The sequence below is a fragment of the Stenotrophomonas sp. Sm2128 genome (assembly GCF_030985535.1).
In the GTDB taxonomy this organism is placed as follows: domain Bacteria; phylum Pseudomonadota; class Gammaproteobacteria; order Xanthomonadales; family Xanthomonadaceae; genus Stenotrophomonas; species Stenotrophomonas maltophilia.
This window is the reverse complement of record NZ_JAPTFQ010000078.1, coordinates 1-22,176: the sequence shown is the minus strand read 5'-3', so window position 1 is coordinate 22,176 and position 22,176 is coordinate 1. Positions and strand designations below refer to the sequence as shown.

Here is a 22,176-nt window from a genome sequence, read left to right as displayed (position 1 = left end):
CCCCCCCCCCCCCCCCCCCCCCCCCCCCCCCAAGGGCTATCAATGCACGGATGCACAGTGGAGAGACGGCAATGAACATGCAGGTGCGGCAAGTGTGGTGGCGCGACCTTTCAGTACCGGCCCTCGTTGCCGGCTTCATCACTGTGCTGGTCGGCTTCGCCAGTTCGGCCGTCATCGTGTTCCAGGCTGCACAAGCTGTCGGTGCCAATCAGGCGCAGATCGCTTCATGGATGTGGGCACTGGGACTGGGCATGGGTGTCACCTGCATCGGGCTGTCACTGCGCTATCGGGTACCGGTGGTGACCGCATGGTCGACACCGGGCGCGGCGATGCTGGTGGTCGGTGCCGGCGGCGCATCTCTTTCCGAGGCCACCGGTGCATTCCTGCTCGCTGCGGTTCTGGGCATGCTGGCTGGCTTCTCCGGCATCTTCGCCCGGTTGATGCAACGGGTACCGATGGCGCTGGCCGCCGGCATGCTGGCCGGGGTGCTGCTGCGCTTCGGTCTGGACGTGTTCGTGGCCATGAACACCCAGCTGGTACTGGGGCTGGCCATGTTCGCCACGTGGCTGGCCGGACGCCGCCTGTTCCCGCGCTATGCGGTCATCGCCACCCTGCTGGTCGGCATCGCGATTGCGGCCAGCCGTGGCCTGCTGCACGCACAGCAGGTGCAGCTGCAACTGGCGGTACCGCAATGGGTGACCCCATGCCTGTCCTGGACCGCAGTGGCCGGCATCGCCCTGCCCCTGTTCGTGGTCACCATGGCCTCGCAGAACATTCCGGGCGTGGCGGTGATGCGGGCATCCGGCTACGACGCCCCGGTGTCGCCGCTGATCGGCTGGATCGGTGTGGTCAATACACTACTGGCGCCGTTCGGTGCGTACGCGCTGAACCTGGCGGCAATCACCGCCGCGATCTGCATGGGCCGCGATGCCCATGAGGACCCGGCACGACGCTATACCGCCGCCATGGCGGCAGGTGCCTTCTACATCGTCATCGGGCTGTTCGGTGCTACCGTGGCCGCACTGTTCGCCGCCTTTCCCAAGGAGCTGGTGGCCTGCCTGGCCGGTATCGCGCTGTTCGGCACCATCGCCAACAGCCTGGCCAGTGCGTTGGCGGTAGAGCGGGACCGCGAGGCGGCACTGGTCACCTTCCTGGTCACCGCCTCGGGCGTCTCACTGGCCGGCATCGGCTCGGCGTTCTGGGGCCTGGTGGCCGGTGCGCTGTGCCTGCTGGTGCTGCGGCCCCGTCAGGACCGCTGACCCACCCTACCCGGCCAATGCGGCGCCGACGATGCTCAGCGCCACCGCGATGACGATAGCGATCAGTGTGGCGACCACGCTGGTGCCGCCACGCGCGGTCAGCTCGCTGCGCAGCCGTGCATCATCGTCGCCGGTGAGGGCACGGGCCTGGGCGATCAGGCGCTGGCAGTGCGCCAGGTACCAGCTGTTGCCAAAGATGCCTGTGGTGATGCTCAGCGCGAAGGTGATGACCAGCGACAGGCCATCCGGCACATCCAGCCAGGTCTCCACCACGCTGATCAGCAGCAGCAGGCCAGCCCACATCGCCGCCAGGCGGTACATCCTGCGGTACATCATCCAGATCAGGCCGAGCAGGAAGGCCGGCCAATGCCAGGTGCCACTGCCCGTGGCAATGCCCTGATCCAGCCGCCAGCGCTGGCGATAGATCGGGAAGTTGCCGCCGACCACGCTGGCGTACAAGGCCATCTCGCCCTCCAGCCCGGCAGCCGCAGCCCTGTCCGGTGCAGCGACCGGTGCACGATAGGGATCGGACGGGTCGCCGACATCCGGCGCGATGCCCTCAACCGCAGGGGCTGCGTCGATATCCAGGGCCGGAACCACCTCGACGGGGGTGGAAGCCTGCTCCAGTTCCGCCAACGGCCGCCATGAGGGCATGCCTTCGCACCAGAGCAGGGTGCGCGCCGTAACCGTCCCTTCCTGCTGCAGCTGGCGAAGACCGGCCAGATCCACCGGCCCACTGCTCTGCCTGCCATTGGCGTACCACCATTGTGCTTCCTGCATGTTTTTCCGTCCTTGCTACCTGCATCGACAAACTGAAATCGCTGCCCGCGCCTACAGCGCGGTACTGCCCAGGGTCTGCACCAGCTGATGGCGCGCACCCGGCGCAAGCGTAATCTGCTCCGGGCCTGCGTTGGCCACTTCCAGGCATACGTAATCGCGCCAGCCCTCGCCGACATCGGCCATCCTGGCTGCCGCCTCGGCGCCCGGATTCCAGACCACCAGCGTCTGGCTGCCTTCGCTGCGGATCTCGATCCGCCGCTGCAGTACGGGATCACGCAGCACGTAATGGCCGCCGGCACCGGTATAGATGCGATCGCTGCGACCGGGATCACGTGGATCGCGCAATGACCACGGTCCCTGTTGCAGGCGCAGCTGCGCATAGTCCTCGTACTTGTCCAGGTACTGCAGGCCATCAAGGCCCTCGACCTCGACCCGCTTGGCATCGCCCACCCGGAAATAGCTGTGCAGGGCCTGGGTGAAGGTCACCGGCGAGGTCCCGGTGTTCTCGGTGACCAGCTGCTGGCGCAGCTGGCGGCCGATACGCAACTGCATCTGCAGGCGCAGGCCGCGATCGGCACTGGGCGCAGGCGCCAACTGCAGCTCGAACTCGCCATCATCGCGCTGGCTGGCCTGCAGAAGCTCCCAGCGCGCGGTACGTACCAGGCCATGCGCCGGTACATCGGCACTCTGGCCCTGGCGACCGAACCACGGCCAGCACACCGGGACGCCACCGCGGATGGGCGTGGGCAGCTCGGCGCGCGTGGGCGAAAGCCACAGCAGATCGGGCTGCCCATCAGGAACGAACGACAGCAGCTGGCCGCCGAACACGCTGACGACCGCCGTGGCGTTGGCGGTTCGCACCTGCCAGGCCTCCAGGCCGTGATACAGGCCGGTGCTGATGTCCGGATTCGACTGCATGCGATGACGCTCCTTGAAGACCGCGGCGATGATGTCGCGGTCAACGTGCCGCCGGCAAGGCTTTCTGCCCAGCGGGTGCGATGGCGGTCGCCTCTTCCTGCAGCGTGCGCAGGATGCGCTGGCCTGCGCGGCCGTCCACCTCGCTCCAGCCCAGGCGCTGCTGCTCGGCCTGGATCGCGCGGCGCGTGGCGGTACCGATCATGCCGTCGGCGGCACCGATATCGTGGCCGCGGGCCAGCAGCAGGGTCTGCAGCTGGCGGCGCTCATCGCGGCCCAGGCCCGGGTCATCGGTCGGCCAGGCGGTGGCCAACCCGTTGCCGCCACTCAATTGGTCAGCCAGCGTCGCGATCGCCAGCGCATAGCTTTCGGCGGCGTTGTAGCTGTAGATCGCGTCGTAGTTGCGGAACACCAGCAATGCCGGGCCCTTGTTGCCGGCCGGCAGCAGCAGCGCGGCGCGCGCATCCGCCGGCAGGTTGGCCGGAGCCAACACGCTGCCATCCAGCGCAGTCACGCCCTGCGCACGCCAGTCGGCCAGGGCGCGACGCTGGGTGCGGCCGGCCTGGCTGGCGTTGAAGCCCGCAGGAACGCGGACTTCCATGCCCCACGGCTCGCCGCTGCGCCAGCCGGCGCGCTTGAGGTAGTTGGCGGTGGAGGCCAGTGTATCGGGAATGCTGCCGACCAGATCGCGGCGGCCATCGCCATCACCGTCCACGGCGATGCGTGCATAGGTGCTGGGCATGAACTGCGTATGCCCGAAGGCACCGGCCCAGGAGCCGGTGAGCCCCTGGGCCTGCAGGTCGCCGCGGTCGATCAGCTTGAGCAGCGCCAGCAGTTCACCGCGGAAGAAGGGTTGGCGACGGCCGGCGCAGGACAGCGTGGCCAATGACTGCAGCAGCGGGCGCTTGCCGAACACGCGGCCGTAGTCGCTCTCCACGCCCCAGACCGCGACGATGGTGGCCGGATCGACGCCGTACTGCGCCGACACGCGATCGAGCAGGTCGCGGTGCTGCTGCAGCAGGGCGCGGCCATCAGCCACGCGCTGGCGATCGACCAGCGCGGCCAGGTAGTCCCAGATCGGCGTGGTGAATTCGGGCTGTGCATCGAGCAGGCCGAGCACGGTGGGGTCCGGGGTGAGGCCGGCGGTGATCGCGTTGAAACGGTCGGCACTGATGCCTTGTGTCGCAGCGGTGGCCTGCAGGCCCGACAGGCAGCGGCTGAACGCCGGATCGATGTTGCCGGCAGGCGCGGCGGGTGCTGTCGGCGCCGAGGCAAGAGCGGCCGCCAGGCCGAGCGTGGTCAGAATGGGCATGGCGTCCTCCGTGTTGCCGTTGCACGGCCATCTTAGGGGTAGCGGTGCTGCTGAACCTGAAGCAGTACCGGCTGGCCGTCCGCCCTAGATGGCACGCAACAGGCGCAGGCCATAGGCCGGGCCTTCAGCATCCCAGCGCTGCATGACCTGCAGGCCAGCCGGCTGCAGCAGCGCTTCGAAGCTCTCGTCGGTGTACTTGTGGCTGTATTCGACGCGGATCGGTTCGTCGGCCTCGAAATGGAAGGTTCGGCCATCCAGATGGACGTCCTGTGCCCGCTGGCTGACCAGATCGGTCTCGATGCGCAGCCGCGCGACGCTGTAGCGGGCACGATGACGGAAGCCCTGCAGATCGAAGTCGCTGCCGACCTCGCGGTTGAGGCGGGCCAGCAGGTTCAGGGTGAATGCGGCGGTGACGCCCTGCGCATCGTTGTAGGCCGCCTCGATCAGCGCCGGGTCCTTGTGCAGGTCGATGCCGACCAGGGCCAGGCCATCACGCCCCATGGTCTGGCGCATCGCGCGCAGCAGCGCGACCGCGTCCTCGCCTTCAAAGTTGCCCAGCGTGGAACCGGGGAAGAACAGCAGACGTCGCGCGGGTTCGCGTTCGGGCATGGGTACGGCGACGGGACGGGTAAAGTCGGCACAGACCGGCAGCATCTCCACCTCGGGCAACGCCGGGGCCAGATGGTCGATGCTGGACAGCAGCGCGGCACGCGAGATTTCAATCGGCGTGTAGGCCACTGGGTCGTGCAGGGCGGCCAGCAGCAATGCGGTCTTGCGGCCACTGCCGCTGCCCAGTTCCACCACGTGCAGGTGCGGCCCGACGCTTCGGGCGATGTCCGGCAGTACCCGTGAAAGCAGGGCCAGCTCGGTGCGCGTGGGGTAGTACTCGGGGGTCTGCGTGATCTGCTCGAACAGGCGCGAGCCGCGCGCATCGTAGAAGTACTTGGACGGCAGCTGGCGCGGCGTGCGCGACAACCCGGCCACCACGTCGGTGAGGATCTGCTGGCGGCCGGGGGTGAGATCGGTCAGCGCCTGCAGTGCGTCGTGCACCGTACTCATGCGAGGTCCCTGGCCAGGCGCAGCCCGGAGAACTGCCAACGCGCCGGGGGCATGAAGAAGTTGCGGTAGCTGGCACGCACGTGGCCACGCGGCGTGGCGCAGCTGCCACCGCGCAGCACCCATTGCCCGCACATGAACTTGCCGTTGTATTCACCGAGGTTGCCGGCGAAAGGGCGGAAGCCCGGGTAGGCGCCATACGCACTGTGGGTCCATTCCCATACATCGCCGAACAGCTGACGCAGTCCACTGCCCCCTGCAGCCTGCGGGTGCAGCCGATCGTCATCGGCAAAATGACCGCGAGGCGGCAGCGTTGCGGCGGCAGCCTCCCACTCGAACTCGCTGGGCAGGCGCGCACCGGCCCAGCGGGCGCAGGCATCGGCCTCGTAGTAGCTGAGGTGGCAGACCGGCGCATGCGGATCCAGTTCGCGCCAACCGCCCAGGGTGTACTCGCGCTGCAGGGCGCCATCCCAGTACAGCGGGTGCTGCCAGCCCTCGGCTTCGCGCAGCGCCCAGCCTTCGCTGAGCCACCAGCGCGGTTCGCGGTAGCCGCCGGCGTCGATGAAGGCGCGGTACTCGGCATTGCTGACGGGACGCTCGGCCAGTGCGTGCGCGGGGAGCAGCACGCGATGCGCCGGCGATTCGTTGTCGTAGGCGAAGGCGGTGTGCTGCGGCCAGGCTGCGGCGCCGATGGTGACGATGCGCTCGGGCGACTCGATCCAGCCCTGCGCACTGGCAGCGCTGGTTGCAGGCTGCAGGTCCTCGCGGTAGGCCGGCTGCAACGGATTGCACCAGAACGCGTGCTTGATGTCGGTGAGCAGCAGTTCCTGGTGCTGCAGTTCGTGCTGCAGGCCCAACTGCAGGTGCTGCAGTGCCTGCTCATCAAGGTCGCCTGCCGCCAGCCGCGATTGCACCTGTGCATCGACCTGCTGGCGGTAGTCGCGCACCTGCTGCAGCGATGGCCGCGACAGCAACCCACGCTGCGGCCGGGCATGCGCCGGGCCGAGGCTCTTGTAGTAGCTGTTGAACAGGTAGTCCCAGGCAGGGTCATGCGCCGGTGCAGGTGGGAAGCCGGCCAGCACGAAGCGTTCGAAGAACCAGGTGGTGTGGGCCAAGTGCCATTTGCTCGGGCTGGCATCGGCCATGCTCTGCAGCATGGCATCTTCGGCGCTGAGGGGGGCTGCCAGGTGCATGCTGCGGTTCCGCACACATGCGTACTGGCGGGCGAGATCGCGCTGCGGGGCAGCGACGGCGGTGGCTACGCTGTCCATCCGGGAAGCATCTGCGCAACAGGGTGAGTGCGATGTCATCGTTCGACGTCAACGCGTTCACATGCGTGACCATCCCGCATTCAAGAAGCCGGTGCGAACGCCGCTAACGGCAATGCTGCGGCCGCGTCGTCACCGCGCTGGAATTCCTGCTTGCCCCTGCATCCGCTCCGCCAGCCTGCGCATTACCTGTTCGTGCTGCCCGCCGTGCTGGTTGCCGTGGTGCTGTGGGCAGCACTGGGCAACGAAGACGTTGCCAGTCCGGCCCAACGCATCCTGCCCTGGCTGCTGGCCTGCCTCGGCGCCGGCCTTGCCCTGCTCTACCACCAGGTGCGTACGCTCTGCCTGCTGCTGGTGGTGGCGGTCATGTTCGCGCTGCTGCACCAGGACGTGGGCGGCTACCTGCACAGCGGCCACGTCACGGCGCTGACACCGCTGCGCTTCCATGCCATTTCGGCCTGGTTGCCCTTGCTGTTCGCGGGCCTGGCATTGTGGCCCGAGCGCGGCCGCCGCCGCCGCGACCTGCTGCTGCGGGGTGTTGCCAGTGGCACCGCGCTGCTGATCTTCCTGCTGCTGGCCACGCAGCAACCCCGGGGCATGCACGATCTGCTGTCCAACCGCCACTGGAGCTGGATTCCGGCCGACTGGAACGCGCTGGCACAGCTGCCAGCGCTGCTGTTCCTTCTGGCAACCGCCGCGCTGGGCTGGCAGGCCTGGCGGCATCCGCGCCCGTTGCACACGGCGATGCTGCTGGCCCTGCTGTGCCTGTGGTGGATGCTGCCACGGGTGTTCCTGCAGCCGGTGCTGCTGCCGGCACTGGCCAGCGCGGCCCTGCTGCTGATGCTGGGCGCGATGCTGCAGGAGTCCTTCCATATGGCCTTCCGCGATGAGCTGACCGGCCTGCCGGGGCGCCGCGCCTTCAATGAGACCCTGCAGCGGGCGCGCGGCACCTACAGCATCGCGATGGTGGACGTGGACCACTTCAAGTCGTTCAACGACACCCACGGCCACGACACCGGCGACGATGTGCTGCGCCTGGTGGCCTCGCGCCTGGGCCGGGTGGGCGATGGTGGCCGGGCGTTCCGCTATGGCGGCGAGGAGTTCGCGGTGGTGTTCCTGGATCGTCCCGCAGCGGCCTGCGTGGATGCAGTCGAGGCGCTGCGGCAGACCATCGAGGACACCCGCATGCAGCTGCGCGACCGGAGCACACGCAGCCGCGACGATGAAACGGGGCGCCGGCAACGAGGACGCGGCGGAAGCGGGCAGACGGTGCAGGTGACGGTGAGCATCGGGCTGGCAGACAGCCGCGTGGATGAGCGGCCAGCGGCAGTGATCAAGGCCGCCGACCAGGCGCTGTACGCAGCCAAGGACGGTGGCCGCAACCAGGTCCGCGCGCATGCCGGCCAGCGCGTGCTGGCGGCACGCGGCGGCTGAGGCTCACACCGCGTCGAGGTAGTACCAGCGGCCGTCGACGCGCAGGAAGCGGCTGTGCTCGGCCATCTTCACCGCGCTGCCGCCGCCCACGCGGTAGCGGGCGGTGAAGCGCACTTCGGCGCTGTCGGCGCCGGTGACGGTGTGCTCGTGCACGGTCAGGCCCAACCAATGCGTACGCTGGCCGGGCGCATCATCCAGCGACAACTCGGCCGGACGGGTATCCGGATGCCAGCTCTGGCGCAGATAGTCCGCCAGCCCCCGCACATAGGCGCTGTAACGTGATCGCATCAGGCGCTCGGCATCGGGGGCGGCCTCACCGGCATGGAAACGGCCACAGCAGGCGGCGTACTCGGCGGGAAGGCCGCAGGGGCAGGGATCGGTGGGTTTTCGGCTCATGCGGACATTGTCGCCGGGTTGTGCGGATGGATCCACGCGGGGCACCGGTCAACCAGTGCAGGACAGGCGTATGCTGTCGCGCCCCCATATCGATTGATCGCCGTGCTGGAACTGGTTCCCCCTGAGTTGTGGTGGCTGGTGGTCATCGCCTTCATCGCCGGGCTGGTCGATGCCGCCGTCGGTGGTGGTGGGCTGGTGCAGCTGCCTGGCCTGTTCACGGTGCTGCCGCAGCAGACGCCGGCGATGCTGTTTGGTACCAACAAGTTCAGTTCGATGTTCGGTACCGGTGCGGCCGCCTGGCGCTATGCGCGCAACGTGCGCTTCCCGTGGAAGCCGGTGTTGTTCGCGGCCGGCACGGCCTTCATCTTCTCCTTCGCCGGCGCCACCGCGGTAAGCCTGCTGCCCAAGGACGCGGTGCGCCCACTGGTGCTGGTGCTGCTGGTCGCGATGCTGGCCTACACGCTGTGGAAGAAGGACTTCGGCGCGCTGCACCGTCCGCAGGAGATCGGTCGCCGCGAACTGGTGATCGCGCTGGCGATCGGTGCGGCGATCGGCTTCTACGACGGCTTCTTCGGGCCGGGCACCGGCAGCTTCCTGATCTTCCTGTTCGTGCGCTTCTTCGGGCTGGATTTCCTGCGCGCCTCGGCGGCGTCGAAGGTGGTGAACCTGGCGACGAATGTGGCGGCGATCTCGTTCTTCGTGCCGACCGGCAACATCCTGTGGCTGTTCGCGCTGCCGATGGCGGCGGCCAACATCATCGGCTCGGTGGTGGGCACGCGCCTGGCGCTGAAGGGCGGTACGCCGTTCATCCGCAAGCTGTTCGTGGGGCTGGTGGTGGTGCTGATCGCGCGGATGGCGTGGGATACGTTCCGCGGTTCGTGAGGGACGTTATGAAATGGTAGGTGCCAACCTTGGTTGGCACATTGTTTCAGGTCGCGAAGAGCAGCCGAGCATGGCTCGGCCCTACAGGTGGATTGCCCGAGGCGCTCAGGCCTCGGCTTCTTCCGGTTCGTTGGCCTGCTGGCGGCTGCGCTCGGGCAGCTTCAGGCGCTTGCCTTCCTCGTCATACTCGATCAGCAGCACGCCGGAGTCGTGGCGACCGCTGATTTCGACGAAGCAGGCGCCGCCGATGAACGGTTCCAGCGTCATCACCGACTTCAGCGGGGTGGCAACCACCATCTGGAAGCCAAAGTTGTCGAAGATGTTCATCGCCAGCGCGGTGAACTCGTTGTCGGCCTTGTCGAAGGCTTCGTCGAGCACCACTGCGGCGTAGCTGGGCAGCTGGCTGTCAGCACCGCCGAGCTGGTAGCGCAGTGCCGCGGCCAGGCAGGTGGTGGCCAGTTTCTGGCGCTGGCCACCGGACTTGCCGGCGCCGCTGCGGTAGATCTCGACCTGCTGGCGCGTTTCCGCATCCAGCTCGACGCCGATGAACTCCACGTGCATGCGCACGTCCAGCACCAGCTCGCGCCAACGCTTGTCCTCGCCTTCCTGCGAGCCCAGGCGGTTGACCAACTGGCGCAGCACGGTGAACTGCGATTCGGCCAGCTCGCGCTGCTCGGTCTGCTGCTGCGACAGCACTTCGCGCAGCTGCAGCTGGAACTCGCCCACTTCCGGCAGGCGGCGGTCGCTCAGTTCGATGGTCAGCAGCGTGCCGCGGTTGAACGGCACCTGTTCCAGGCTGGCGTTCACTTCATCCAGGCGCTGGCCGATCGACTTGCGGGCCTCGGCGCTGTGGCGCTGCAGGGCCAGCAGGTTGTTCTTGCTCTGGTTCTGCAGCAGATCGAAGAAGCGCTCTTCATGCTGCGGCAGGCCATCGCGCTCCAGTCGTTCGAGGCGTGCGAGGAAGTCCTCGGCCGAGGCCACCGACACGGTGAAGTCACCCGATTCCTCCGGCCATTGCTGGATGAAGCGACGGAAGCAGCCGATCAGCTGGTTCTCGATGCGGTTGAGGTCCTGTTGCGAGGACGACAGCTGCTCGTTCAGCGCGTTGCTGACCTGGCGCATGTGCGCTTCCAGCGTTTCCAGGCTGAGCGGACCCTGCTCCTGCAGGCGCTCGGCAAGGCCGGCTTCCTGCTCCTGGGCCAGGCTCGGCAGCACCAGCGCACGGCTCTGCTGGCGCGCGCGGTCCAGGCGGTCGCGTTCCTTGACCAGCTGCCCGCGCTCGACGCGGACGTCTTCATAGGTGCGGCGGGCCTGCTCGATGTCGGCGCGCACGGCGTCGATCTGCTTGGCCAGCTTGGCGAGGTCGGCATTGCCTTCGCGCAGGGCGCGCAGCGTGGCCTCGATGTCGCTCAGGCGCTGCTGTGGGGCGGCGATGTCGATCTCGTTCCAGCTGATGCTGACCAGCTCGTGGCAGGCCAGGCGGCGTTCGTTGTCGCGGTCACGCTGTCCACGCAGGCGCGCGATGTCGGTCTCGCAGCTGGCGATGCGCTTGGCCAGTTCCTGAGCTTCGCGCTCGAAGGCGCCCACCTTGTCGTGGTTGTTGAAACCGAGGATCCAGCGACGGCGGTCGCCCACCGCACTGCGGTCATCCTTCTCGAAACGGTCGCCCGGATGCTTGACCTGGCCTTCGCGGGTGATGCCGCGGTCGACGTTGCGCAGCTGCTTGGCATCCACGCACTCGTAGTCGAATCGCTTGCCGAGCTCGCGGCGCAGCCAGCTTTCGAACACGTGTTCGCGCAGCTCCAGCTTGTGCAGCAGCGACTTCGCCGACGGCTCACGGGCGAACGCATCATCGTTGCGGCGCACGCGGTAGTAGGTGAAGCGCATGCCCAGGTGGGTACGGTTCACCCACTCGGCGACGTCGTTGTAATGCTTGTCGTCGACCAGCAGCGACAGCGCGAAGCCACCCAGCACGCGCTCGATGGCACCCTGCCAGCCCTGCTCTTCCGAGCGGACCTGGATCAGTTCGCCGACGAACGGCAGCGCCGCTTCGGCAATGCCGGTTTCCTCGGCCAGGCGCGCGCGGAGCTTCTGCATCGGCGCCGGGATGTTGGAGGGCGTGCGCTGCATCGCTTCGAGTTCCGCACGGACTTCGCCGAAGCGGCGCTCGTCATCGCGCTTGCCACCCAGGCGATCGCTGATCGCATCGTCCAGCGCCGAAGAGGCGCGCTGGCGGTCCTGCAGCTCGTTCTGTGCGCGCTCGACCAGTTCGGCGAAGCCGTGTGCGTCGTCCGGCAGTTCGGCCCCCAGCTGCTGCGCGGCCAGGCTTGCCTGCTCGCGCTTGGCCTGGCGGCGGTCGCGCTCGGCTTCGGCGCGGCCCTGCTCGCGTTCCAGTTCTTCGATGCGCTCACCGCCCTGCTGGCGGCGCTGCAGTTCCAGTTCGGCCAGGCGCTCGGTGTGATTGTCCAGTGCGGCACGGCGCTGGGCTTCTTCGCCAAGCAGGCCACGGTCACGCACGTCCATCTCGCGCAGGCGCGCTTCGATCAGCGCCTGGCGGCGGCTTTCACGGAAGCTGTCGACGCCGAGCTTGAGGGCTTCGTCGTCGCCGCGCCGGCGGTGCATTTCCTTCAGGTCGTTGTAGTAGGCGCGTGCCGGCAGCAGGGTCTCCACCTGGCGACGGGCGGTGACCACCGCCTGGTGCGCGCCATCGAGCTCGGCGAAGTCGCTGACCAGGCGTTCGGCGGCGTCGAAGGTCTTCGGCGTGTCGAGCATGAAGTCGCGCAGGAAGACGTTGAGGTCGCCCAGGTTCTTCGCCGACTGCGTCTTGTGCAGCAGGCGCAGCGCCATCTCGTTGTCGATGCCGAGCAGGTCGCGGAAGCGCTCGGCGTAGCCGGAGAAGGTGTCGAAGTGGTGCAGGTCGGACAGCTTCTGCTTGAGCTTGCGCAGGTCCAGGTCGAACCCACCAAGATCCTTGGCGATGTCGAACGGGCGCTCGGCAATCATGTAGTGCTTGCGCACGTCACCGGCCGAGGTGCCGTTGCCGGAGATCCACAGCAGGCGCACCAGGCTGACCACGCGGCCATCGCCGGCGCGGTATTCCAGCACCAGTGCGGTCCAGGTGGCGCCCTTGCGCAGGTACTGGGTGGCGATTTCGCCGGTGCCGCTGTCCTGCTGGTCAGCCCACGCGCCACGCACGTAGGACACCAGGTTGCGGTCGCGGCCACTGCGCTCGGCTTCACGCGCAGCAGCGTTGAAGTCGACGATGGCCGGCGGCGTCAGCAGCGCGGACATGGCATCGAGCAGTGTCGACTTGCCCGAGCCGGAACGTCCGACGAACAGGAAGCCGCGCTCGGCGATCGGTACTTCGGTCAGGCCGTTGAAGGTGCCCCAGTTGTGCACCTGCAGGCGGCGCATGCGGAACTGCTGCAGGCGCGGGTCCGGCAGGCCTTCGTTGAACAGGGCGGGAGTGTGCTTGGAGATAGCCATGCGATGGTCGGGTCTCTCAGGCCTCGGCGGCCGGGGTTTCGCGCAGCTGGCGGTAGACCGCCGAGAGCTGGGACACGTCTTCGGCGGAGAACAGCAGCTTCAGCGCCGGCGAGACTTCGTGGCGGTCTTCCTGGCCGCTGAGGCGGGTCAGGATGTGGTTGTCCTTCATCTTCTGCACCGCCGAGGCGACGCGGCGGTTGAAGCCGGCGCGGTCGGTGGACAGGTTCTTTTCGTAGATGGCCAGTGCTTCGGCCATTTCGGCATCGGCGACCACCGCGCGGTTGCCGCGCGCATCGGCTTCGGCCAGCTGCTGGCGCAGGTACAGCAACAGCACCGAGTCGATGAAGGTCAGCGGCGAGGTGCGCAGCAGCACCGGCGCGTCGACGTCTTCGGTATCGGCCTGGCGGGTGAACGCCACGCCGCTGTCACGGTCGAGCACCAGTTCCAGGAACAGGTCCGCCAGCGACGAGCGGATGGCCGCTTCGCTGCGGATCAGTGCCGGCCACAGCTTGGCGTGGCGCAGCTGGTCGATGCTGGGGCCGATCAGCAGCTGGCACAGCGCGCGGCGCGCATCCAGCGGCAGGCGCCCGGTGTCGCCGAGGTAATAGACGTCGTTGCCACGGCGGGGCTGCGCCACGGCCGCCACCGGTTCGGCCTCGTAGGCGTCTTCCGCCACGTCGGCCTGCGCTGCGTCGATGGGATCTTCATGCCAGCTCATGGCGTCTCTCCTGGGTGAACCAAACCAGCGGGATGCGGGCGCGACGGACCTGGCCGTCGCCACCACGCCATTGCGCAAGCTCCTGCTCGCCGGCGACCACGTTGCCGAAGCGCGTGCCCAGCGACAGATAGCCGATGACGCTGCCAAGACCCTGCGGCGCCTCGCGCTGCGACAGTGCCTGGGCGATGCTGAGCCGCGGCTGTGCATCGAGCAGGTCGTGCAGGTCGCGGCGCAGGGTGCGGAAGTCGATTTCGGACGAAGCGACCAGGTCGCCGACGCTCTCCAGGCTGATCGCGGCCGCGTCGTTGTACTCGACATTGCCGTCGACCTGGGCGCTGCGCGGATCATGCAGCTTCCACTGCGACCAAGAGCGCAGTCGGCTGGTGGTCAGCTGCAGGTCGCGGCCGATGCCGCGTTGTGCGGGGAATTCGTCGCGCAGGGCCAGGGCTTCGGACTGCGCCTGCTTCAACAACTGGTTGAGGCGGCGCTGTTCCAGGTAGCCACGGCTCTGCACGAAGCCGCGCAGGCTGCGCGCGAAGTTCTGCAGCACGTCGTGCACCTGGCCACCGCGCTCGAGCATGGTGCTGGTGAAGCTGCGCAGGAAGTTGCGTTCGTTGCGGTCCAGGCGGCGGGCGAAGCCGCGCGCCAGCACTGCTTCCAGCGCGGCATCGAGCTGGGCACTCTGTTCGGCGTCGTTGAGCAGCCGCCAGAAGGCCTGGAAACTGCGCCCGGCGTCACTTTCGCCAATGACATCCACACCTTCGAACAGCTGCGACAGCACATCGCCGCGCTCGCCCTCGTCGTCGATGATGCGTTCGCGGAAATCGCGGTTGAGCTGCTCGAAGTCATCGCGCACGCGGCGGAAGTCCTCGGTCAGCTCGTCGGCCAGGCCGATGATCTGGCGGGTGCGTTCCAGCGCGCGCTTGCCGTCCAGCGCAACCACGCGGCCGGTGCCGACCCGGGCGATTTCGGCATCGATGCGGTCGCGCTCGTCGTGCAGCGCGGACAGGCGCGCATCGGGATCGGCTTCGGTCTGCGCAGCCAGTGCCGAGAGCTGCTCAATGACCAGCGCCAGGCGGCTTTCGGTGGCGGCCACGCGGGCCTGCTCGAGGCCGTCGGCGAAGCGGATCGCCTGCAGTGCCGCGGTCGCCAGCTCGTACTGCTCCTGGTCGGCGCCTTCGGGCAGACGGCGTTCCAGCCAGCCCTGGGCCAGCCAGTGCGCGATGTAGGCCTGCGCGGTGCGCGGCAGCTCGCGCGAGAGTTCATCGCCGGCCAGCTGGTCCAGCGCGCGCTGCAGTCGCTCGTTCAGTACCGAGGACGGCAGCGTGCGCTCGCCGTCCATCAGCAGGCCCTGCAGCAGGCCGATGATTTCCGGAGCGTGGTCGGCGGCAAGCAGCTTCCACTGGGGCTGTTCGCGCAGGTGGCGGTAACGGGCAATGCGTTCGCGATGCTTCATGCAGCGAAAGAAGTCTGTAGGGCTGACAGGGACAAACCGCCATGCACAGCTGCCGCGTGGACAGCCGTGGGCATGCCGGCCTGCAGGAGCCGGCGTGGTGCGGGCAAGCGGCTCAGCGCTTGCCGCCCACTTCGATGAAGCGCAGGAACTCGGCGCGGGTACGCGCGTCGTCGCGGAAGCTGCCCAGCATCTTGGAGGTGACCATGCTGACGCCGCGCTTGTGGATGCCGCGGGTGGTCATGCACTCGTGGGCGCCTTCGACGACCACGCCGACGCCGATCGGCTGCAGCACATCCTGGATGCACTGGGCGATCTGCGCGGTCATCTTCTCCTGCACCTGGAAACGGCGGGCGTAGGCTTCGACGACACGGGCCAGCTTGCTGATGCCCACCACCTTGCCGGCCGGCAGGTAGCCGACGTGCACGCGGCCGATGATCGGGGCCATGTGGTGCTCGCAGTGGCTTTCGTACTCGATGTCGCGCAGGACGATCAGCTCGTCGTAGCCGGCCACTTCCTCGAAGGTACGCTCCATGTAGGCGCGCGGGTCGTCGCGGTAACCGCTGAACCAGTCGCCATAGGCTTCGGCGACACGGCGGGGGGTATCCAGCAGGCCTTCACGGGACGGGTCCTCACCGGCCCAGCGCAGCAGGGTGCGCACGGCATCCTCGGCCTGGTCCTGGGTCACGTCGCCCTGCGGGGCGGCCTTTTCGTTGTTCTTGCTCATTGCGTACAGCGTCCCGAACGGGGGGCGAGCATCGTACCCGACCGGGGGGTGGGTCGTCCTGTTGGTCGGGTTCATCGGGGGTCTGGCGGCGCCTGCCTGTTACGGGTCTGGATGGGGAAGGGCGGCAGGGCAGGACACGCCGTAAACCCATCCATGGGGGCTCGGTCGGCGCATCCATGCGCCTCACGGTCCTGCCCTGCCGCCCTTCCCCATCCCTGACAGTTTCCCGCGGGCGCGGCCGGACCGCCCGAAAGCGGGGGCAAAAGCGGGGTTCATGACTTCGGAAGCAGCGCGCCGCTGCTGTGGTGTCTTGTGCTTTGGTGGGTGCGGACCGTTGGTCCGCACTGCTTCTGCTCTTGCTTCCAAGAGCCAACCCACCGCGCTCGCGGGGTGATGGGAAGGCAGCGGGGGGCCGGGCGGGGCAGGACCGTCCGCGGCATGGATGCCTCGCAAGCGCCCGAACGCACAGCCGCCAGCGGCTGGGCCGGACCCCGGAGGGGGGTTCACGGCGTGTCCTGCACCGCCCGGCCCCCGCTGCCCCACCCGACACCAAGCAGGCGCAACGCTTTCCTCACTACGCCCCCCATTCAGAAAAACCTATTAATAGGAATGAAATTAGTAGTATCCTACCTATCTCTTATGGACCGACCCCTCGACGAGCGCACCGTGCTGCAGATGCAGCTCAGCTCCGGCCTGCTGTACGCAGGGCGGCAGTGGCAGCGCCTGGCCGACAGCCGGCTCGGCAGCTACGGCATCTCCACCGCCTGCACCATGCCGCTGCTGATGATCGGCCGCTCCGGCGGTGGCATCCGTCAGGTGGCGCTGGCGCAGCAGCTGGGCATGGAAGGACCCTCCCTGGTGCGCCTGCTGGACAAGTTGTGCGCCAGCGACCTGGTCCGCCGCGAGAGCGATGCCAGCGACCGCCGCGCCAACCTGCTGTGGCTGACCGACGCGGGCCATGCGCTGGTCAGCGAGCTGGAAGACCAGTTGATCGGCCTGCGCCAGGACGTGTTCGGCGAGCTTTCCATGGATGAACTGCACGCCGTGCTGAAGGCATGGCGCCTGCTGGCCGAGGCCGCCGACCGCATCACGTAAGACCGCCGCCCCCGAACACCGCCGCTGCCGTGCACACGCCAGCGGCTTTTGTCCGTTGCCGTTGTTTCGCTGTTCCTTCCCTCCCCTTCCCCCCACCTCGCCCCCCGCCCCTACCGATGCCCGGTGAATTCAGTCTCCACGGAGTGTTCGTCCCGACCCTGCTCGGGTTGATGTTGTTGGCCTACCTGGTCAACAGCGGCCTGCACGCGCTGCTGCAGCGTGCCGGCGCCTATCGCCACGTATGGCACCCGGCGCTGTTCAACCTGGCCCTGTACGGGATCGTGCTTGGCCTGCTGTTCCACCTCCTGCGTTGGATGCAATCGTGAACAAGATCGTGAAGAAGACCCTGCCGGTGCTGCTCACCAGCGCAGCCGTGATCGTCGCCCTGCTGGTGCTGCGCCAGCTGTGGGTCTATTACATGGATGAGCCGTGGACCCGCGATGCCCATGTCGGTGCCGACGTGGTGCAGGTGGCGCCGGACGTGTCCGGGCTGGTGGAAACGGTGCAGGTGGCCGACAACCAGGCGGTGAAGAAGGGTGACCTGCTGTTCGTGGTCGATCGCGCCCGCTACCGCATCGCGCTGGAGCAGGCTCGCGCCAACCTGGCCGAGCGCCAGGCATCGGTGGCGCAGCTGCGCCGCGAGATCGGCCGTGACCGCAGCCTGCAGGACCTGGTCGCCGCCGAGGACGCCGAAGTGCGCCGCGCCAAGCTGCAGGCCGCACAGGCGGCGCTGGCCACCGCACAGGCGGCGGTCGACCTGGCCGAGCTCAACCTGGACCGCACCGAGGTGCGCGCGCCGGCCGATGGCCGGGTCAACGACCGCACCCTGCGCGTGGGCGACTACGTGGTGGCCGGCAAGCCGGTGCTGGCGCTGCTGGATACCGGCTCGTTCCGCATCGATGGCTACTTCGAGGAAACCCGCCTGCGCGGCGTGGCCCCGGGGCAGAGCGTGGACATCCGCCTGATGGGCGAATCGGCACCGCTGCGCGGCCATGTCGAGAGCATCGCCGCCGGCATCGAGGACCGCTACCGCAGCAACGGCAGCACCCTGCTGCCGAACGTGACCCCGGCCTTCGACTGGGTGCGGCTGGCACAGCGCATTCCGGTGCGCATCGCCATCGACGAAGTACCCAAGGGCGTGGAACTGATCGCCGGCCGTACCGCCACGGTGACCGTGGACACCGGCCGCCATCCGCACAACGACAAGGCCGGCACCGCGCCGACACAGGCGGGCCTGTGAACGCCGCCCTGCCCCGTCTCGGTCTGATCGTCGCGCTGGTCAGCCTGGCCGCGTGCAAAACCGTCGGCCCGGACTATGCACTGCCGGAAGGCTCGGCGTTCAAGCGCCCGGAGGCCAATGCGGCCTTCATCGATACGCAGAACCCGCAGATTGCCGCCAACCAGGCGCTGCCCGACCGCTGGTGGTCGCTGTACAACGACCCGGTGCTGGACGGCCTGATCACCCAGGCACTGCGTGACAACGTGGAACTGAAGGCCGCCGATGCACACCTGCGTCGTGCCGCGGCGGTGTACGAACAGGCGCTGGACGCCGGTGGCTTCGAGTACGAGGCCGAGGCCGGCGTCAGCCGCGCGCAGCTGTCGGCCGAATCGTTCCTGCAGGAGCACGAGCTGCCGGTGATCAACCTGGCCGATGGCAAGTTCGCGGTCAGCTACCAGTTCGACCTGTTCGGCAAGCTCAAGCGCGGCGCCGAGGCAGCGCGTGCCGACGAGCAGTCGGTTGCTGCGGCGCGCGACCTGGCCCAGGTCAGCGTGGTCGCGCAGGTCGCCGACAGCTACCTGGAAATCTGCCACGCCAACCACGAACTGCACGTGGCCGAGCATTCGCTGCAGCTGCAGCAGCGCAGCCGCACGGTCACCGAGCGCCTGATCGCGGCCGGCCGCGGCACGCCGCCGGAACTGGCCCGCGCCAATGCGCAGGTAGCGTTGCTGGAGGCGGCACTGCCGCCGCTACGCGCGCAGCGTTCGGCGGCCGCCTATTCGCTGGCCGCGCTGCTTGGGAAAACCCCGGGCCAGCTGCCAGCCGGCGTGATCGACTGTGCGCACGCCCCCGGCCTGGCGCAGCCGCTGCCGGTCGGTGATGGCCGGGCGCTGCTGCAGCGCCGCCCGGACGTGCGCCAGGCCGAGCGCAAGCTGGCCTCGGCCACGGCGCGGATTGGGGTCGCCACCGCCGAGCTGTACCCGGACATCCGCCTGGGTGCCTCGGTGGGTGCCGCCGGCCTGCTGGAAGACTTCGGCACGCCGATGACCCAGCAGTGGTCGATCGGCCCGCTGATCTCGTGGACGCTGCCGTCGTCCGGCACGCACGCACGCATCCACGCCGCCGAGGCGGGTGCCGATGCCGCGCTGGCCGAGTTCGACCACACCGTGCTGCAGGCGCTGCGCGAGACCCAGACCGCGCTGGACCGCTATGCGCAGGACCTGCGCCGGCTGCAGTCGCTGCGCATCGCGCAGGAGCAGGCCGCACTGGCCGCCGAGCAGAACCGCCGGCTGTACCAGGGTGGCCGTACGCCGTACCTGTCCAGCCTGGATGCCGACCGCAGCCTGGCCACCAGCGACGCCACCCTGGCCGCCGCCGAAGCGCAGGTCTCGCGCGACCAGATCCATCTGTTCCTGGTGCTGGGTGGCGGCTGGCAGGCATCGGTTGCCCCGCCCGCGCCGTCCACCGCACAGGCCTCGGCGAAGTAAGCCATGAACGCGCTGACCGATCGCCAGGCCTGGCTGTTCTCGATCAAGACCTACCTGGCCGCGGTGGCCGCGCTGTACATCGCCATGGCCGGCAACCTGTCGCGCCCGTACTGGGCGATGGGCACGGTGTACATCGTCAGCCAGCCGCTGCTGGGCCCAACCCGCGCCAAGGGCGTGTACCGCATCGTTGGCACCCTGGTGGCCGGCCTGGCCACCCTGCTGGTGCTGCCGGCGCTGGTGGAAACGCCGCTGGTGCTGAGCGCGGCGATGTCGATCTGGCTGGCCGGGTGCCTGTTCATGGCCCTGCTCAACCGCGGCCCGCGCGGTTACGCGTTCCTGCTGGCCGGCTACACCACCGCCTTCATCGGCTTCCCGGCCGTGACCTCGCCGGAGACCATCTTCGACACCGTGGTGGCGCGCAGCGAGGAGATCATCCTCGGCACCGTGGTGGCAGTGCTGTTTGCTTCGCTGCTGTTCCCGGCCTCGGTACGCCCGATGCTGCGCGCCCGCATCGGCAACTGGATGGAGGACGCGGCGCAGTGGTGCCGGCAGATCCTCGAACGCGGCCGCGCGCACGCGCCGCGCAACCGGCTCGCCGCCGACCTGGTGCAGTTCGAGGCGCTGATCGAGTTCCTGCGCCGCGACGACCCGCGCCATGCCGGTTCGGCCGTGTCGATGGAGCGGCTGCGCGAGCGCATGCTGCTGCTGTTGCCGGTGCTGTCCTCGATTGCCGACCGCCTGAGTGCGCTGCGCAGCGACGGCCAGGACCTGCCCGAGGGGCTGCCGGCACTGGTCGATGACATCCACGACTGGCTGGATGGCCCGACCAACGCCAGCGAATACGCGCGCCTGCGCGCGCGCATCAGTGCATTGAAGCCGCAGGTGGACCGCGACCTGCAGCACCTGCAGCTGGCCAGCCTGCTGCTGCGCCTGGAGGAACTGGTGGACCTGTGGCAGGACTGCCGCACCCTGCAGCACGCGATCGACCAGGGCACCGCGCCGCTGGACCGTGCGCACTACCGCATCCGCACCGAACGCGTGGCCGCCGACAAGCACGTCGACTACGGCATGGCGCTGTTCTCCGCGCTCAGTGCCGGCGCGGCGCTGATGAGCTACTGCGTGCTGTGGATCGCGCTGGGGTGGGAAGGCGGCGGCAACGGCGCGATGATGGCCGCGGTGACCGCCGCATTTTTCGCCGCGCAGGACGATCCGGCACCGAGCATGGTGTCGTTCCTGGTGTGGGCGATGGTCGCCTCGGTGGTGGCCGGCGTGTACCTGTTCGGCGTGTTCCCGGCAGTGCACGACTTCGGCCTGCTGGCGCTGGTGCTGGCGGTGGCGTTCCTGCCGCTGGGGCTGATGCTGCACCACCCCAAGAGCGCGCTGTTCGCGCTGCCGCTGACGGTGAACCTGGCCGCGCTGCTGAGCCTGCAGAACACCTACAGCGCCAACATCCAGACCTTCCTCAACTCGTCCATCGCGATGTTCATCGGCATTGGCTTTGCGGTGGTGATGACCCGCCTGTTCCGTTCGGTGGGCGCCGAGTGGACCGCGCGCCGGCTGGTGCGGCAGGGCTGGACCACGCTGGCCGAAGCCGCCGAAGGTCGTGGCCAGCAGGACCGCCAGCGCTTCGCCGCGCGCATGCTTGACCTGCTGGGCCTGCTCGCGCCGCGCCTGGCGGCGACGCCGGAAGGCAGCGACATCGCCTCGGTGGACATGCTCAATGAAGCACGCATCGGCCTGAACATCCTGCAGCTGCGCCGCGCCCGGCTGGAACTGCCCGAGCGCAGCCGCGAGGCGGTCGAGCACATTCTGGAAGAGGTCGCTGTGCACTACCGACGGCAGATCGCCGCGCGCAAGCCGATTGTGGCGGCCGACGCGTTGCGCGAGCGGCTGGATACCTCGCTGGGACGGGTCGGCAGCGTAGCCGCCTGCAAGGCACGCGACGAGGCGCTGATGGGCCTGATCGGCCTGCGCTTCGCGCTGTTCCCGGAGGCGAAGGCGCTGGCGCCGGGCCTGGCGATGAGTGCAGCCGAACAGCCGTAGCGCGATACCCTGCGCAGCCACAGACCCCGCGCCGGGGTCGGATCCTTCGCCCCGGGCGAAGGCTCTGACCCCTGCTCTGCACAGGAAGCTCCAATGAGTTACGACATGATGGTGTTCGACGCCAGCATCGCCCCGCGCGAGGCGGCGGCCTTCATCGCCTGGTTCGAGAAGCAGACGCAGTGGAACGAACGCCACGAGTACGACGACCCGGCAGTCAGCAGCCCGTCGCTGCAGGCGTGGTTCGCGGAGATGGCGCAGGACTTCCCGCCGATGAACGGCCCATTGAGCAACGACGATGACGACCGTGCTGAGGTGACCGAGTACAGCATCGGCCGCGAGGTGATCTACGGCGCGTTTGCCTATTCGGTGGCCGAGCGCGCGCACGGTCGCGTGCAGGACCTGGCCGAGAAGCACGGCGTGGGCTTCTTCGACGTGAGTGCCGATGAAGCGGCAATCGTGTTCCCGGATGGGTTGGTACTGATCGCTGAATGACGGGGGCGGCAGGGCTGCGCCCTGCACCTGCCGAATCAACGGCAACGGCAACGTCAAATGCGTGCTATCCGTGGGTAGGCGGGGTGGGTCCGGTTGAGGGGGACGCTGCAAGTCCCCCTCCGGGGCCCGGCCCAGCCGCTGGCGGCTGTGCGTT

General features: G+C 68.5%; 19 protein-coding genes. 9 read left to right on the top strand and 10 right to left on the bottom strand.

Annotated features, from left to right (window positions below; genetic code table 11):
• Positions 1–71: 71 nt before the first annotated feature.
• Positions 72–1,259, top strand: coding sequence for a benzoate/H(+) symporter BenE family transporter (locus O0K41_RS18455; RefSeq protein WP_164223213.1), 1,188 nt, complete (start codon positions 72–74; stop codon positions 1,257–1,259).
• A 6-nt stretch (positions 1,260–1,265) separates the two neighbouring features.
• Here O0K41_RS18455 and O0K41_RS18450 read toward each other — a convergent pair whose 3' ends face one another.
• The 5 genes from O0K41_RS18450 to egtB form a co-directional block, all read right to left on the bottom strand.
• Entirely contained in the window at positions 1,266–2,039 is a 774-nt protein-coding gene (locus O0K41_RS18450) for a DUF2628 domain-containing protein (RefSeq protein WP_123959282.1), read from the bottom strand.
• Between the two features lie 51 nt (positions 2,040–2,090).
• Positions 2,091–2,957 carry a D-hexose-6-phosphate mutarotase gene (locus tag O0K41_RS18445; RefSeq protein ID WP_108270744.1) on the bottom strand — a complete coding sequence of 289 codons (867 nt, stop codon included), beginning with the start codon at positions 2,955–2,957 and terminating at the stop codon, positions 2,091–2,093.
• Between the two features lie 40 nt (positions 2,958–2,997).
• Positions 2,998–4,266, bottom strand: a complete 1,269-nt coding sequence (locus O0K41_RS18440) for a lytic murein transglycosylase (protein WP_164223216.1) — start codon at positions 4,264–4,266, stop codon at positions 2,998–3,000.
• A gap of 84 nt (positions 4,267–4,350) precedes the next feature.
• A complete protein-coding gene (gene egtD, locus O0K41_RS18435) occupies positions 4,351–5,325 on the bottom strand; it encodes an L-histidine N(alpha)-methyltransferase (RefSeq protein WP_049403456.1) in 975 nt (324 codons plus the stop codon).
• Positions 5,322–6,593, bottom strand: a complete 1,272-nt coding sequence (gene egtB, locus O0K41_RS18430) for an ergothioneine biosynthesis protein EgtB (protein ID WP_164223219.1) — start codon at positions 6,591–6,593, stop codon at positions 5,322–5,324. The genes egtD and egtB overlap by 4 nt, the downstream gene beginning before the upstream one ends.
• Positions 6,594–6,743: 150 nt before the next feature.
• On the opposite strand from egtB, the gene O0K41_RS18425 reads away from it, so the two are divergent.
• Positions 6,744–8,024 (top strand): GGDEF domain-containing protein, encoded by a 1,281-nt coding sequence (locus tag O0K41_RS18425; protein WP_149501411.1) that lies wholly within the window; start codon positions 6,744–6,746, stop codon positions 8,022–8,024.
• A 3-nt stretch (positions 8,025–8,027) separates the two neighbouring features.
• Here O0K41_RS18425 and O0K41_RS18420 read toward each other — a convergent pair whose 3' ends face one another.
• Positions 8,028–8,420, bottom strand: a complete 393-nt coding sequence (locus O0K41_RS18420) for a YchJ family protein (protein ID WP_005414942.1) — start codon at positions 8,418–8,420, stop codon at positions 8,028–8,030.
• A gap of 102 nt (positions 8,421–8,522) precedes the next feature.
• On the opposite strand from O0K41_RS18420, the gene O0K41_RS18415 reads away from it, so the two are divergent.
• Positions 8,523–9,302 carry a TSUP family transporter gene (locus O0K41_RS18415; protein ID WP_061480655.1) on the top strand — a complete coding sequence of 260 codons (780 nt, stop codon included), beginning with the start codon at positions 8,523–8,525 and terminating at the stop codon, positions 9,300–9,302.
• A gap of 105 nt (positions 9,303–9,407) precedes the next feature.
• Here the strand turns inward: O0K41_RS18415 and O0K41_RS18410 are convergent, their stop codons facing one another.
• From O0K41_RS18410 to folE, 4 genes are all read right to left on the bottom strand, one after another.
• Complete coding sequence (locus tag O0K41_RS18410) at positions 9,408–12,788, bottom strand: SbcC/MukB-like Walker B domain-containing protein (protein WP_308304550.1); 3,381 nt, start codon at positions 12,786–12,788, stop codon at positions 9,408–9,410.
• A 16-nt stretch (positions 12,789–12,804) separates the two neighbouring features.
• Positions 12,805–13,506: a DUF4194 domain-containing protein gene (locus O0K41_RS18405; RefSeq protein WP_005411692.1), complete on the bottom strand. Its 702-nt coding sequence runs from the start codon at positions 13,504–13,506 to the stop codon at positions 12,805–12,807.
• Positions 13,493–14,962, bottom strand: coding sequence for a DUF3375 domain-containing protein (locus O0K41_RS18400; RefSeq protein ID WP_005411693.1), 1,470 nt, complete (start codon positions 14,960–14,962; stop codon positions 13,493–13,495). Before O0K41_RS18400 ends, O0K41_RS18405 begins: the two co-directional genes overlap by 14 nt.
• Positions 14,963–15,074: 112 nt before the next feature.
• Entirely contained in the window at positions 15,075–15,686 is a 612-nt protein-coding gene (gene folE, locus O0K41_RS18395) for a GTP cyclohydrolase I FolE (protein ID WP_004141296.1), read from the bottom strand.
• 639 nt (positions 15,687–16,325) lie between these two features.
• Here folE and O0K41_RS18390 point away from each other — a divergent pair.
• The 6 genes from O0K41_RS18390 (at position 16,326) to O0K41_RS18365 (ending at position 22,022) form a co-directional block, all read left to right on the top strand.
• A complete protein-coding gene (locus O0K41_RS18390; protein ID WP_012481667.1) occupies positions 16,326–16,781 on the top strand; it encodes a MarR family transcriptional regulator in 456 nt (151 codons plus the stop codon).
• 116 nt (positions 16,782–16,897) lie between these two features.
• A complete protein-coding gene (locus tag O0K41_RS18385) occupies positions 16,898–17,107 on the top strand; it encodes a DUF1656 domain-containing protein (protein ID WP_010487502.1) in 210 nt (69 codons plus the stop codon).
• Positions 17,104–18,021, top strand: coding sequence for an HlyD family secretion protein (locus O0K41_RS18380; RefSeq protein ID WP_005414947.1), 918 nt, complete (start codon positions 17,104–17,106; stop codon positions 18,019–18,021). The genes O0K41_RS18385 and O0K41_RS18380 overlap by 4 nt, the downstream gene beginning before the upstream one ends.
• Positions 18,018–19,487 (top strand): efflux transporter outer membrane subunit, encoded by a 1,470-nt coding sequence (locus O0K41_RS18375; protein ID WP_049450018.1) that lies wholly within the window; start codon positions 18,018–18,020, stop codon positions 19,485–19,487. Before O0K41_RS18380 ends, O0K41_RS18375 begins: the two co-directional genes overlap by 4 nt.
• Positions 19,488–19,490: 3 nt before the next feature.
• Positions 19,491–21,530, top strand: a complete 2,040-nt coding sequence (locus tag O0K41_RS18370) for an FUSC family protein (protein ID WP_099604695.1) — start codon at positions 19,491–19,493, stop codon at positions 21,528–21,530.
• Between the two features lie 93 nt (positions 21,531–21,623).
• Positions 21,624–22,022, top strand: coding sequence for a hypothetical protein (locus tag O0K41_RS18365; RefSeq protein ID WP_099604694.1), 399 nt, complete (start codon positions 21,624–21,626; stop codon positions 22,020–22,022).
• Positions 22,023–22,176 lie beyond the last annotated feature (154 nt).